Below are 14,127 nucleotides of genomic sequence, written 5' to 3' on the forward strand. Positions count from 1 at the left end.
CGACTCGGGCGGCCCCCCTTCTTCGCGGGAGCCGCCCAAGTCCTGTCTCAACCCGTCACGCGGTCCGAATCACGGCGCCGGGAACTCGTTCTTCCGACCCGGGGTGAGGACGGTGGTGAACCTGAAGTCATCCAGGTTGTCGTTCGTGTCCGCGCTCTCCGGGCTGCGCGCCAGCGTGCCCTCCACCGTGTCGACGTCAATCAGCGCCGACGTGCTCCGCGGCCCTTCCAGCAGGTCGAACCGCTTCGTGTTCGCCACGCCGCTGATGGTGGCCTGCAGCACCGACCCCTCGTAGGCGAGCGAGTCGATGAGGGTTTCCGTCGCTCCGTCGAAGAGGCCGACAGCGTCCGCCGAGGGGCTGGCGTTGGTGCCACCGTTCTGGATGGCCGTCGTCGACAGCAACGTCTTCACGCCCGTCTGACCCACGAGCGGGTCGATGACCAGCGCAGGGCCCACCACCAGGTACTCCCCCGCCGCCAACGAGCCGACGCTCGACAGGTCAATCTTCGCGTAGCTCGCCGGCGTCGCGCTGGCGCCGTTGACGTAGACCAGGAACACGCCGCTCAGGGAGAGCGGCCCCGCCGTGGGGTTGTAGATCTCCACGAACTCCTTCGTGTCCGTGCCGCGCTGGTCGTAGTCCACCTCGTTGATGACCAGGTGGTTGATGGCCGGACGCGGAACGATGGTGATGGCCGCCGTCTTCGTCACGCCCTCGTACGTCGCGGTCACCGAGCCGCTCAGCTCCTCGGTCCCCGCCGTGAAGAGCACCTGCGCGCTCGTCTGGCCTTCGGCCACCGTCACCGTGGCCCCGGGCAGCGTCCCCAGGCCGGTGGCAGGCGTCAGCGCCAGGTTGACGACCGCGCCGCCCACGCCCGCCTTGCGGTCCAGCGTCACCGTGAAGGTCTGCTTCGCGCTCATGTAGACCGACACCGTCGCGGGCGTCAGCGTGGAGAGCTGCGCGGGCGGCGGCGTCACCGTGACAGCCGTCGTCCGGCGCACGCCGAGCAGCGACGCGGACACCGTGCCCGCGCCCTCGCCCTGCGCATCCGCGGTGAAGAGGAACGTCGCCTCCGTCATGCCCGCGGGCACCGTCACCGTGGCCGGCACCGTGCCGAACCGCGTGACTCCCGCGCCAGGAGTCGCCGCCAGCGCCACCTCCAGGTCCGCCGTCGGCGCCGAGGACAACGTCACCCGGAACTCCTGCGTCAGCCCGTAGCGGACCTCCACCGGCCCCGGAGGCGTCATCGACAGCAACCTCGGAGAGACCAGGTCCACCGTCACCGTCGCGCTGTCGGTGCTGCCGCCCAGGTCCGCCGTCACGGTGCCCGTGGGGCCCGTGGCCGCTTCGTCGACAGTGAGGGTGAACGACGCCTGCATCGCGTTCGCCGCCACCGCCAGCGTCGCGCCCGGCGTCAGCGTGCCGAAGCCCGCCGCCGGATTCACGCCCAGGTTGATGTTCGTGTTCGCGGGGGCCGGACGGTCCAGGTCCACCGTGAAGCTGACCGAGCCTCCCGGCACCACCGTCGCGTCGGACGGCGTCAGCCCCACAATCGCGGGCTGCTCCGTCGCACCCAGCACCCGGAACGACGCCTGACGCGTGGTGCCTCGCAGCGACGCGGTCAACGTCACGTTCGCCGCCGCGGCCAGCGGCTCCACCTTCACCTCCACCGCGCTCTGGCCCACCGGCACCGTCACCTTCCCGTCGACCACGCGCAGCGCGCTGCTGTCGCTGGAGGTGATGAAGACGTCGAGCGCCTCCGTATAGGTGCCCGACAGCGTCACCGTCAGCGCCTGCGGGAAGGTGCTCACCGCGCCCGTCTCACCCAGACGCGCGTACCCGCCCGGCCCGAAGCCCGTCAGCGACGGCATGGGCGGCTTCATGTCCGCCACGTTGCGCGGCAGGATTTTGGAGTCGGCGAAGTTGAACGTCAGCACGCCGCGCAGCACGCCGAACCGCGTGCCCAGCGTCGGGTCCGCGTAGGTGTAGGCCATGTCATCCACCATCAGCCCGGGCTGGGACGTGTTGCCGCTCTCGTTGACGAGGAACTGCTTGAAGGAGTCCACCGTGCTCGTGGTGCTGACGTCGTACACCTCCACCAGCACGCCCTCGAGCGCCTCGGCCCTGGGGCCGCCCGTGCGGACATCCGCCGTGGTGACGGGCACCGGCGTCGGCAGCGCATTGCCAGCGCTGCGCCGGACGTACTTCACGTCCACCAGCTCCGGCAGCCCGTTGTAGACGGTCAACGTCGCGGTGGTGATGTCCAGCCGGTCTCCCACCGCCAGGTCACCCTTGGGCGAGTAGACGTAGACGCCCGAGTTCTCCACGCTCGTGCCCGAGGGCAGCGGGTGCACCTGAAGCCAGTAGCCCTCCACCGTCGCGGCGCCCTTCACCACGCCCGTGACGATGACGTCCGTGAGCGACACCGGACGGCCCTCCAGCGGCAGACGCCCGTCCTCCCGCGTCTTCAGCGCGTGGATGGTGGACGGGCAGCCCAGGTTGCCCGGGTTCGGCGTCGCGGCGCACACGTCGCAGACATCGCCCTTGCCGTCACCGTCCTGGTCCGCCTGGTCCTGGTTCGCATTGAAGGGGCAGTTGTCCTGCCACGTCGGGAACCCATCCTGGTCGTCATCGCCCACCGCGACGCGCGTGCACGCGGTGGTGTTCGCCGCCAGCGGGCACGGGTCGCACGCGTCGCCCACGCCGTCGTTGTCGGAGTCGGCCTGCTTGCCGTTGTCCATGGGACGGATGGGGTTGAAGATGTTCGGGCAGTTGTCGATGGAGTTGCGCAGACCATCGCCGTCCGGGTCGTCCACCTTGCTCTCACCGGAGTAGACGTTCGAGCCGCGCACCGACGCCGGGAAGTCCGGGTTGTTGGAGATGCGGCGGGGCACGCACACCGGCTCGCCCTGCGGAACGCCGCAGGCGAACAGCGGATAGCCCACGGGGTTGGCGGCCTTCAGCGCCTCCAGGTTCTTGCCCACCTCCGCCTGGAGGCACAGCGTCTTGGCGGTGCCGCACACGTCCATCGCGTCACACGTCTCGGCGGTGGCCTTGAGCGCGCCCACCAGCGTCTGGTCGCCGTAGAGGGCCTTGCCGCCGCGCATCGTCAGCACGACGTCCGCGGGCTCGGCGGAGATGACCGCGCGGTGCGGCGAGGCGGCGTGGGTGCGCAGCGAGTAGATGGCCAGGTCGCCCAGCTTGCCCGGCGCGAGGCGGCCCAAGCGGCTCTGCATGTCCACCGCCTCCGCGGCGTTGGCCGTCGTCATCTTCCAGAGGTCCACGTCGCTGAACGTGCGGGCGAACTGCACGGTGTTGAGCGTGTCCGCGCACTTCAGCTCGCGCAGCACGTTCATGGAGCCGGACTGCGCCCAGTCGGTGCTCAGCGAGATGTTCACCCCCATCCGCTTGTACGCGGACACCATGGCGGTGTCGCCGTACAGCGTGAGGTTGGAGCGCGGCGACCAGATGAGCGCCGTGCCCCGGTCCGCCATCAGCGCGATTTCGCGCGCCGTCATCGCGATGCCGTGGATGAGCGTCGTGCGCGGCTGCAGCACGTCATTGGGCGCCACCGACACGCAGCGGATTTCATTGTAGGCCTCCGCGTTGATGCCCTCGCCCAGGTGCGGCAGGTAGGCGGCGACCTTGGACAGGCTGGAGGTCCTCGGCATCCTCGCGTAGGTGCAGTCCTCCGTCCGCAGGTCCGTCTCCTGGTCCCCCAGGGGATAGGTGTCATTGACGGCGGGCCACAAGTCCATGCCCTCCTGGCGCGTCACCGGGACCTGGTCCAGGTTGCGCAAGAGGCCCGCGACGCCGCCCACGCCCGCGATGGACGTGGTGCCGGAGAGCAGGTGGCGCAGCTCGATGTAGCCCACCGAGTCCGCGGCGGAGCGGGTGCTGTTGGCGACGCGGGTGTGGTTGCCCACGCCCCGGTACCAGTCCAGCCGGTGCTCATAGCGCTCGTCCGTCCACGCGTAGGGGCCGTTCTGGAAGGTGATGTGCTCGTGCGGGTTGATGAGGCCCGGGGAGATGACGCCCGTGGGGCACGAGATGTGGGTGGCGTCGGCGGCGCCATCCTCGGCGGAGCAGTCACACGCCGAGCAGGTGATGACGCCCTGGGGGTCCACCAGCACCTGACCGCCCATCAGCGTCTCGCCGTCCTTGAGCACCACGCCGGTGAAGAGGCGCCCGTTGTTGCCGGGCTTCGTCACCGCGCACGTGGCCCCATCCGCGAGCGGAGGGGCGTCCGCGGCCGCGCAGCGGGTCAGCGTCAGCGAGCAGTTCGCCTGACAGCCGTCACCGTCCGTCGCGTTGCCGTCGTCGCACGTCTCCGTGCCCTCCAGCTTGCCGTTGCCACAGACGGGCTGCTCCACCGTGGGCGTCAGCGTACAGTCCGCGTCGCAGCCGTCGCCGCTGACCCTGTTGCCGTCGTCGCATTGCTCGCCGTCTTCCTTGGCGTTGTTGCCACAGACAGCGGGGGCAACGCAGCTCGAACCCTCACATTCCGGGTCATCACCCGAGCAGGCAACGTGGGACAACAACACCGCGGCAAGCGCGGCCAGCAGGAAGCGTGGGGACTTTCGCATCTCGTGGGTCTCCCGGGGACACCGGCCTGAAGTGTGGCGGCTGGTCCTCGACACGCGCGCAGAGTAGCCCGTGGAACATTTCAGCGACAGGCGACCCCGGGGCCCCCTCCCTGAAATCCGGTGGTCAGACCGGCCCCATGAGGGGGAGGCGGGCTTGGGGCCTGGGGAGGACGTGTCCGGTTCCCAGGTTTTTGTAGAGTGGGACAACCGATGACCGCCCACACCCTGACGAGCCCCGTCTCCCGCTTCCTGGACGGCCACCTACGACGCGATGCGCAGGCGCGGGAGTTGTCGGTGGCGCGCTTCATGGCGGGCCTGTCGGGCGCCTCGGTGCTGGTGGCGGCGGCGCTGGGGCCCTCCATTGGATGGGGGCTGACGCAGGCCCTGATGGGGTTGTCCGCCGTCCTGGCCCTCTACTACACGGCGCTGTGGCGGGTGCTGCGCTCGGGGGCGTTCCACCCGGCGATTCCGTGGCTCAACGTGGCGATTGAGGTCAGCATCCCCGCGGTGGTGCTGGCGTTCGACTTGCGCTTCCAGGGGCCCATCTACGCGCTCACCGCGCCCACGCTGGTCATCTGGCCCACGCTGATTACGCTCGCGACGTTGCGCAGCAATCCCCGGCTGGCGCTGGCGGCGGGCCTCCTCGTGGCGGCCGAGTACCTGGGCATCTACTTCCTCTTCGTCCAGCCGCTCCTGCCGGAGTCGGCGCTCATCACGCTGACGCCGCGCTTCATCGCCACGCGGGCGTTCTTCTTCGTGGCCGCGGGTGTCTTCACGGCGACGCTGGCGCGGCACTTCCTCCAGCTCACGCGCGGGGCGCTGTCCGCGCTGCGCGAGCAGGAGGTCATGGGCAAGTACGTGCTGCACGAGCGCGTGGGCGCGGGTGGCATGGCGGAGGTGTACAGGGCCACGTACTGCCCGGAGGGTGGCTTCCAGAAGCAGGTGGCCCTCAAGCGCATCCTCCCCTCGTTCGCGGACGACGACGAGTTCGTCACCATGTTCCGCCGGGAGGCGGAGCTGTGCTCGTCGCTCAACCACCCCAACATCGTCCAGGTGTTCGACCTGGGGCGGCATGGCGGCACGTACTTCCTGGCGATGGAGTTCGTGGACGGGATGCCGCTCAGCTCGCTGATGCGGGGGCTGGCACGCAGGCCGCTGCCGGTGGCGGCGGTGACGTTCCTGGGCGCGGAGCTGGCGTCGGCGCTCGACTACCTGCACCGCCGCACGGGCCCGGACGGACAGCCGCTGCGGCTGGTCCACCGGGACCTCAACCCGCCCAACGTGCTGGTGTCGCGCTTCGGTGAAGTGAAGCTGTCGGACTTCGGGATTGCGCGGGACTCGGCGCGCTCGCAGCTCACCGCCGCGGGCAGCGTGCGCGGCAAGCTGGGCTACATGGCGCCCGAACAGGCGGCCGGGCGACCCTTCGATGGGCGCGCGGACCTCTTCGCGCTGGGGCTGACGCTTCACGAGGCCCTCACGGGGCGGCGCGCACTGCAGGGCTCCACACAGGAGGCGCTGCTGCGCGCGACGCTGGACCAGGAGCTGGCGCCGCCCTCGCACTTCAACCCGGAGGTGTCGCCCGCGCTGGACGCGGCGGTGATGGGCTTGCTCGAGAAGCGGCCGGAGCAACGCACCGCCAGCGGCGCGCTGTTGCGACAGCAGCTGCTCGCGGTGGATGGCGAGGGCGCGCCCTATCCTCGAGGCCAGGCGCTGCTCGCGAACGCGCTGCGCGAGGCCCAGGCGCGCAACCAGCAGGACAAAGCGGACAAGGCCGGAGAGGCCTCGGGACAAGCACCTCCTCGGGCTCCCGCCACCGCGCGTCCGGCCTGACGCGCACCCCATTCAAATCTCCTGCGCCCGTGACGCCTTCGCGCTAATCAGGGCGCGCACGCCTCACCGGGAGCGACACACCATGGACGTGGCCGTCCTCACCTTTGCCGACCTGCCGGAGCTGGACGCCTACGACGCTCCCCTGCTTCCCGCGCTCAAGGCGCTCGGACTGGATGCGCGGCCCGTCGTGTGGGACGACCCGACGGTGGACTTCCGCACCGTGCGCCTGGCCGTCGTGCGCACCACCTGGGACAGCCACCTGCGCCGCGACACCTTCGTCGCCTGGGCCCAGAAGGTCGGCCGCCTCACGAAGCTCCACAATCCCGCGGACGTGCTGCGCTGGAATACCCACAAGTTCTACCTGCGTGAGCTGGAGGCCAAGGGCATCCCCGTGACGCCCACCGTCTGGGTGGAGCGCGGCGGAACCCTGGACGTCGGCGCCCTCATGAAGTCGCGCGGCTGGGACACCGTCGTCCTCAAGCCCGCCGTGTCCGCGGGCGCGCTCAAGACGCACATCCTCCCGCGCTCGGAAGCCGCCTCCGCCACCGCGCTCGTCACGGAGCTGGCCGCCGGGTGCGAGCTGATGGTGCAGCCCTACCTCACCGCCTTCGAGACCGAGGGCGAGCGCAGCTACATCTCCTTCGACGGCGCCTTCAGCCACGCGGTGCGCAGGCCTCCCACGCTCAAGTCCGCGCCCCGAGGCTTCGCGCAGCCCTCCCTCTTCACACCCGACAACCGCGAGGAAGTCCGACTGGCGGAGCGCGTGCTGGAGGCCATGGGCCCACCGCTGCTCTACGCGCGCGTGGACGTGGCCACGGACAACGAGGGCGTCACGCGCCTGCAGGAAGTGGAAGTCACCGAGCCCTCCCTCTTCCTGTCCCTCGACCCCGAGGCCCCGGGCCGACTCGCCCGCGCCATCGCAGCCAAGCTGTGACGCCGTGACGCCTTAGAGAGCGCACACCCGCGTGTCGGTGTTGCGGAACACGCACAGCAGCTTCGGCAGGCGCTTCTTCCAGAAGAACCAGTCGTGCTGCCCGCTCGGCTCATGGACGTAGGCCACGTCGTAGCCCCGGCTCCTCAGCGCCGCGAGGAACTGGAGGTTGGACTGACAGTCGTCGGAGCCCTGCTCTCCGTCGTCCGTGCAGCCCGTCGCGGGCGAGCCATGGTCCACGTAGAAGCGCACCGGCACCACCGGCTCCTGCCCCGCGCGCACCACCATGGCGTTGCCGTCGTCCCGGTCCACCTCACCGTCGTGCGGCCAGAACAGCGTCCCCGACTGCGTGCCCACGAAGCCGAACTTCTCCGGGAACTGGAAGCCCGCGTACACGGAGATGAGCCCGCCCAGCGACGCGCCGAAGATGCCCGTGTCCTGCGGCCCCGTCTTCACCCGGAAGCCCGCCTCCACGCGAGGCATCAGGTCATCCTTCAGGAAGGCCAGGTACTCGTCGCCCTTGGGCGCGGGCCAGCCCGGCGCTCGCGCGGGTGGGAAGGTGTACTGCGCCAGTCGCACGTCCTGATTGGGCAGCGCCACGAAGACGAGCACCGCCGCGTCCTGGGGCCGCGCCTTGTAGTGCGCGTCCGCCGCGTCCACGAAGGACTCGCGGGTGATGCTCTCGTTGCCGTCGTGCACGTACATCACCGGCAGCGTCGGACACTCCGGACCGTCGTACGAAGGCGGCGTGTAGACGAACACGTCGCGCGCATCGCCGAGCACCGTGGCGTGCACGCCGTACCAGGCGGTGAGCCGCCCCTTCGTCGCGTCCTGCGCGTCCGGGTACACGAGCGAGTTGAACTGGCCCACCGCGTTGCGGTTGAGGCGGTCCCACACCACGTTCCTCGCGCGAGGGTCCTCGAAGAAGCTCCCGCCCTTCACCAGCTTGTAGGGGTGCGGCCCCGTGCGAGGGATGTCCACCTCCGCGACGAACAGGTCCGTGTCGCGCACCTGCGTGAGCTGCGTGGCGGTGGGCGACCATTCGTTGAAGTCGCCGGCCACGTACGTGTCGCGCGCGGCATCGCCCCGGACGAAGAAGACCACCCGCTGCCGGCCGGAGCTCGCGTCGCTCACCAGCGGCGTGCCGCCCTGCGCCGCCACGTCCGCGACGAACTGGTCGATGGCCGCCGTGCGGACCTCGGGCGAGGTGGCCCGGCTCATCGCGAGCTGCAGGCCCCCCCAGAGGGAGATGGGCGCGCCGCGCACGACGGACGAGCGCTGACAGGCCCAGCTCTCCGGTCCCGAGCCACCATCCGGTGCGACGCCCCCATCCGGGTACGACTGGGTGAAGGGCGGGGGCCGCACGTACACCGAGCCCTCGGAGTCATCACACGCGGACAGCAGCGTCGCGCACAGCAGGACAGCGGACAGACGGCGCATCAACGTCTCCAGGAGCTGGAGGGAACAGTCGCTACGGCTGGGGCTTGGCGGCGGTGGCGGCGCTCGGCACCGTGAACTCACGCCCCCACAACCGCACCTTCGTGGCCTTGTCGGCCTCGCCGTCGAAGAAGACGCTCGCCTTCACCTTCACCGAGGGCGGCACCTTGATGGAGTCGGACGCCTGTCCCGGGGAGCGCGCCTGGAGCGGCGTGGCGAAGCCATCCTTGTCCAGGAGCTGCGCGCCGCCGCCTTCCTGGAGTCCGAGCAGGTGCAGCGGCTCGGCCGTCTTGTTCGTCACGGCCAGCACCACCTCCACCCCGCCTCCGTTGGACGCCTTCACCTCCAGCACGGACAGCTCCGTGTTGGCGTGGACCTCGTCCGCCGCGGACAGCGTGCGTGAGCCATCCGTGCTCACCGCGCCCTTGCGGCCTTCCTTCATCCCCTCCACCACGCCGCTGCTGGCGCCCTTGGCCACTTCCACCGTCTTGCCCACCACCGCGGCCGTGACGTCCTTCGCGGTTTCCCCCTGGCAGGCGGGGACGAGGATCAACAACGGGGCGAGCAGCAAGTGGCGCATGGGACCTCCAGACGAATGTGGGCGCGGGTGTACTACAGGCCCCCGCCCGGGCGCGAGAGGGGCCTCCCCCGCCTGGTTTCCGACCATTCGTGGACACCTGGACGCACCTTCTCGCGCCTGGCGGGCCCCGAAGAGGTTATGAGTCACCCCATGGCTCGCGCTCTGCTGCTCTCGCTGCTGGTGAGGCAGCACATGGCTCTGAAGGAAAAGTTTCGCGCCAAGTACCCACATCCCTGGCTGGTGTGGGAGGCGGGCGCGTGGAACGTCCCCGAGACGACGGAGGGGAACGTGGGTGCCACCCGACTGCCCTTGACGGACCTGCGGGACTGCCTGCCCGCCGGGGACGCCATGTGCTTCGAGCTGGTGGCGCTGGCGGAGCGAGGCCCCATGCGACTGGGCCGCGCCTCGAACAACGCGCTGGTGGTCAACGACGCCACGGTGTCGAGGGAGCAGCTCATCCTCACCCCCCGGCCCCACGCGGGCTGGCATGTGGCGAAGGTGGCGGATGCCCGGCCGGTGAAGCTGGAGGGCCAGGAACTCTCCGAGGACGGCGCGGAGCTGAGCCCCGGCGCGAAGCTGGAGGTGGGCGACGTGCGCTTCACCTTCCATGACGCGGACGGCTTCGACGAGCGCATCTCCCGCATCGCCGCGCAGGTCCTGGCGCAGACGGCCGCCTCGCGCTGAGGCGGCAGGCCGCGCAACAGGGCTCGCCAAGAGCAGCGCGGCATGAGCGCCCTCACGCACGAAGGAGCGGCGCTCGCCACGAGCAGCCTGCCCGTCCCGAAGGGGCCTCGCGGCGCGGCTGCCTGCTCCTACCGTGAGGCCGGGTCAGCGCTCGCCGCGCGAGTGCCCTTGCGCGGCGCGGGTGCGTTCCGGGTGCCCTTCTTCGCGCTCGTCTTCGCGGTGAGGGACTTGGCCAGCGGCACCTCCAGCTCGGCGTGGGAGTCCAGTCGCACCGAGCGCTCCGACGACACGTAGCCCGCCAGCTCCACCTTCAGGGTCAGCGGCACCTCGCGGCGAGGCAGCTCACGCACCAGCGGGGTGATGCCCAGCACCTCGCCCGTGTCCGAGCGCACCACCTGCGCGCCCTCCGGGAAGGAGTGCACGGTGAGCCTGACGGCGGGATGCGCGAGCTCGGGCAGCGACGGCTCCGCCCGGGCCTCGGCCTCGCGCCGGGGCGCCACGACGGACTCCGGCGCGCGCGCGAGGAGGGACTCGTCCGCCGAGCCGGACAAGCCCGTCGAGTTCACCGACTCCGTCGAGCGCATCCCGGTCCACAGCAGCGCGCCCGTCAGCAGCGCCAGCACGCCTCCGCCCGCGGCCATCACCGCGCGACGGCGCGTCGCTCCGACGACGGCCATCCGCCGCGTGGGCCGCTCCGAGGCCTCCAGCGCCGCCAGGGCCTCCGGCGACGAGGGCGCTTGGAGGGGCATCAGCAACAACCCCGTCGTCACCTCCGCGAGCGTCTGGGGCCGCGCCTCCGGCTCCTTCGCCAGGCAGCGCATCACCAGGTCCGCGAGCTGGGGCGGCAGCGGCTCGCCCGAAGGCAGGTGCGAGGGCAGCGGCGGCGGCGGCTGGGTGATGATCTGCACCACCAGCTGACCGAAGGCCTCCGCCTGGAACGGCGGATGCCCGCTGAGCATCTCGTAGAAGATGTTGCCCACCGCGTAGATGTCCGAGCGCGCGTCCACCGAGAGACCCGCGGCCTGCTCCGGAGACATGTACGCCGGCGTGCCGATGATGGTGCCGTCCAGCGTGCCGGTGGGGGCCCCCTCGGAGGACAGGTGCTTGGCCACGCCGAAGTCCAGCACCTTCACGAAGTCCGGCTGGCCCGCGCGCTGGGTGAGGAAGAGGTTGTCCGGCTTGATGTCCCGGTGCACCACGCCCACCTGGTGGGCCGCGCCCAGCGCCGCGCACACCTGCACGGCGATGCGCTGGATGCGCGCGAGCGACAGCGGCTCCTGCCTCAGGAGCGCGCTCAGCCCCTGGCCCCGCAACAGCTCCATGACGCAGTAGACGTGGCCGCCCTCGCCCTCGTCCACGAAGTCGAAGATCTCCACGATGTGCTCGTGGTTGATTTGATTCACGGTGCGGGCTTCCTGGAAGAAGCGCTGCACGAAGCCGCCGTCCCGCGCGTGCTCCGGCTTCAGCACCTTCAGGGCCACCTGCCGTCCCAGCCGCGCGTGACGCGCCTGGAACACCCGTCCCATGGAGCCTTCACCCAGGAACGTCTCGAGCTGGTAGCTGCCCAGCACCGAGCCTTCCCGCAACTCCACGCCCATCCGGGGCTCGCCACTCATGGAGCCTCCACGACCGGACAGCAGGGTCTGCGCGAAGAGGTCATCGTTGCCCATGGTGTGAAGAACTCTCCATGCCCAGGCCCAACGGCAACCCACGCCGGACCCTCTGTCTTCCACGCAACGTCCGCGCCGTTGCCTCCGCCAGAGGTCCACCAGGACCCCTCACTCCAGGCGGAGGCTCCAAGCCCGCATGCACGCCTCCACGCTCCGTCCGCCGTCCACCCACGGACGGGCGTGCCCACCTGTCGCCGGTGCCGTTGCGTCAGGGAGTCCCCGCGCGAAGCTGGCACCGACCCTCCACACAGGCCTGCTCGGCGGCGCAGACCGTGCCGCAGGCGCCGCAGTTCAGCGGATCCGACCCCCGGTCGATGCCCTCGTCGATCTGCCCATCGCAGTCGTCGTCCACGTTGTTGCACTTCTCCTCGGGCTCCGGGAGGCAGCAGTACTTGGGCCCGTCGTTGGGCAGCGACGTGCACACGTACCCTTCCCCGCCACAGTCGGCCTCCACCTCGCAGGTGTAGGGAGAGTCCTTGGGGAAATCCACCGCGCAGCCCGCCACGCCGGACACCAGCAGCAGGGAGGCGAAGGCTCGCAGCCAGCAATTGAAGGTCTTCATGGGTTCAGAAGCTCCCGCCAACGACGACGTGGACCGCGGTGGCCGCGCCCGCGCTGACCGTGCCCGTGGGCGCCGGCGCCTCGCTGCGCGAGGGCACCACCAGCAACCACGTCACGCTGCCCGCCGTCACCGCGCCACCACCGATGAGCAGCGCCGTGGCCAGGTTGGCCTGCGACTGCGCATCCAGCCGCTCCTTGCGCGTCACGTCGATCATCCCGTCTCCATCCGCGTCCTTCGCCCGGGACTCCACGTCCTTGGCGCTCTTGCCCATCACCGCGCCCACGCCCACCGCCACCAGGCCCACCACCGCCGTGTAGAGCGCCGGCCGCTTGTAGATGGGCGTGCCGCCCGAGCTCTTCGCCGCCTTCCGGGCCACCGCGTCCTCAGGGCCCTCCGGCGCCGGACCGGAGATCTCCATCCGGACCTCCACCTGCTCGCGCGCACCGGGCTTGAGCGTCAGCGTCTTGGTGTAGGGCGCGTACTCCTCCGCGGACACCTCCAGCTGCGCGGTGCCCGGCGGCAGGCGCGCCTCCACGCTGCCCACGCCGAGGATGCGCTCGCCCACCTTCACCACCGCGGTGGGGACGTTGACGCTCACCTTCAGCACCGCGCGCGGACGGCCCAGCGCCATCATCCGGCTGCCCAGCTTGCTGGCCGCTTCCTTCTGGAAGGCCGCGTCCTTCGGGTTGCGTCCGGACACCACGTCCTCGTGCACCACGTTGCGGTCGCGGTCGTACGTCCACGCGCGCAGCGTCCAGCCCGCGTCCTCCAGCGACAGCCGCGCCGTGGTGAGCAGGTCCGCGTCCAGCGCCTCCGCCGGCTCCGCCAGACACGAGGCCTGCGTGCAGCGCAGCGTCGCGTCGTAGCGGTTCTCCAGCCGCTCGCGCACGTCGCGGGGGCTGCCGCCGAAGGCCACCATGCCGGAGGACACCGCGCCCTTCGCCAGCTCCCGCAGCCAGACCGAGGCCTGCTGCGCGCCCGCGCGCTCCGGCGTGTCCAGACCCACGAGGATGAAGCGCGGCGTCAGCGACACGCCCTCGTCCTCGGGTCTCAGGTCCAACCCCATGCCCGGCTGCTCAGGGGTGTCCTGGGTGGATGAATCGGAGCTGAGGTCCAGCCCCAGGCCCTGCTCCTGGGCCCGCGCGGGACGGGCCAGCAGCACGAGCGCCAGCATGGCGACAGGCAGAACGGCGGGAATGCGCATGCCGTCGTTCTACTCCTTTGCCATTCCCAACGGAATGATCGGCCGGGTTCCAGACACCGGAGGTCGGCGTGTGGGTGTCAACCCTGTACGACATGGCCGCCTGCCCTGCGCGCGGAGGGGAAGCGGCTCGCGGCAGGAAGCTTGCCGGGTGTCGCGGGGGTCCGCATCTCCCATCCTAAGGAGGCGTGACATATGGCGGACGCAAAGCTCTGGATTCTTGTGGGGAACGCGAGCCGGGCAAGGCTCTTCGCGACGGACGCGAAGGCGGAGAAGGAGTGGAGTCTGGTCGAGGAGTTCCTCCACGAGGAGAGCCGAGCGAAGAGCGTGCAGCTGCGCGAACAGCCAGACAACCCCAACGCCGGCACCCTGCATGGCCCGCCGGGTGAGAACGAGCCCAACGGCCGCCGGGAGCTGGAGCATGACCGCTTCGCCCGGGAGCTGTCCGTCGCCCTGGACAAGGGCCATGACAGCCACGCCTTCGACAAGCTCGTCATCGCCGCGCCTCCCGAATTCCTCGGCAGGCTGCGCAAGGCGCTGAGCACCCGGGTGCGGCAGCGCGTGCTGCTGGATGTGGGCTCCGACTACTCCACGGTGCCCGCCCGCGATTTGCCTGAGCGCGTCCCCCTCCTCTAGCGTGGCCTTTTC

The 14,127-nt window shown here is 70.6% G+C and carries 10 protein-coding genes; 4 read left to right on the top strand and 6 right to left on the bottom strand.

Translation table 11 applies throughout. The features are described from left to right. Positions 1-69: 69 nt before the first annotated feature. Positions 70-4,584 (bottom strand): amidohydrolase family protein, encoded by a 4,515-nt coding sequence (locus LZ199_RS19380; RefSeq protein WP_253995206.1) that lies wholly within the window; start codon positions 4,582-4,584, stop codon positions 70-72. Between the two features lie 210 nt (positions 4,585-4,794). Between LZ199_RS19380 and LZ199_RS19385 the strand changes: the two genes are divergently transcribed. After that, positions 4,795-6,414: a serine/threonine-protein kinase gene (locus LZ199_RS19385; RefSeq protein WP_253995207.1), complete on the top strand. Its 1,620-nt coding sequence runs from the start codon at positions 4,795-4,797 to the stop codon at positions 6,412-6,414. A gap of 82 nt (positions 6,415-6,496) precedes the next feature. Then, on the top strand, positions 6,497-7,348 hold the full coding sequence (locus LZ199_RS19390; protein ID WP_253995208.1) for an ATP-grasp domain-containing protein: 852 nt from the start codon (positions 6,497-6,499) through the stop codon (positions 7,346-7,348). A 12-nt stretch (positions 7,349-7,360) separates the two neighbouring features. On the opposite strand, the gene LZ199_RS19395 is transcribed toward LZ199_RS19390, so the two are convergent. Next, entirely contained in the window at positions 7,361-8,785 is a 1,425-nt protein-coding gene (locus tag LZ199_RS19395; protein ID WP_253995209.1) for an alpha/beta hydrolase, read from the bottom strand. Between the two features lie 31 nt (positions 8,786-8,816). Further along, complete coding sequence (locus LZ199_RS19400) at positions 8,817-9,362, bottom strand: hypothetical protein (RefSeq protein WP_253995210.1); 546 nt, start codon at positions 9,360-9,362, stop codon at positions 8,817-8,819. A gap of 150 nt (positions 9,363-9,512) precedes the next feature. Here LZ199_RS19400 and LZ199_RS19405 point away from each other — a divergent pair, with 150 nt between their 5' ends. After that, positions 9,513-10,046: an FHA domain-containing protein gene (locus LZ199_RS19405; RefSeq protein WP_253995211.1), complete on the top strand. Its 534-nt coding sequence runs from the start codon at positions 9,513-9,515 to the stop codon at positions 10,044-10,046. 128 nt (positions 10,047-10,174) lie between these two features. Here LZ199_RS19405 and LZ199_RS19410 read toward each other — a convergent pair whose 3' ends face one another. From LZ199_RS19410 to LZ199_RS46160, 3 genes are all read right to left on the bottom strand, one after another. Then, a complete protein-coding gene (locus LZ199_RS19410) occupies positions 10,175-11,716 on the bottom strand; it encodes a serine/threonine-protein kinase (protein ID WP_253995212.1) in 1,542 nt (513 codons plus the stop codon). Between the two features lie 208 nt (positions 11,717-11,924). Further along, entirely contained in the window at positions 11,925-12,278 is a 354-nt protein-coding gene (locus tag LZ199_RS19415; protein ID WP_253995213.1) for a hypothetical protein, read from the bottom strand. A 4-nt stretch (positions 12,279-12,282) separates the two neighbouring features. Continuing rightward, on the bottom strand, positions 12,283-13,482 hold the full coding sequence (locus LZ199_RS46160) for a PEGA domain-containing protein (protein WP_256569230.1): 1,200 nt from the start codon (positions 13,480-13,482) through the stop codon (positions 12,283-12,285). A 192-nt stretch (positions 13,483-13,674) separates the two neighbouring features. Here LZ199_RS46160 and LZ199_RS19430 point away from each other — a divergent pair, with 192 nt between their 5' ends. Beyond that, positions 13,675-14,115: a host attachment protein gene (locus LZ199_RS19430; RefSeq protein WP_253995214.1), complete on the top strand. Its 441-nt coding sequence runs from the start codon at positions 13,675-13,677 to the stop codon at positions 14,113-14,115. Positions 14,116-14,127: the final 12 nt, after the last annotated feature.

Source organism: Myxococcus qinghaiensis, from assembly GCF_024198215.1.
GTDB lineage: Bacteria > Myxococcota > Myxococcia > Myxococcales > Myxococcaceae > Myxococcus > Myxococcus qinghaiensis.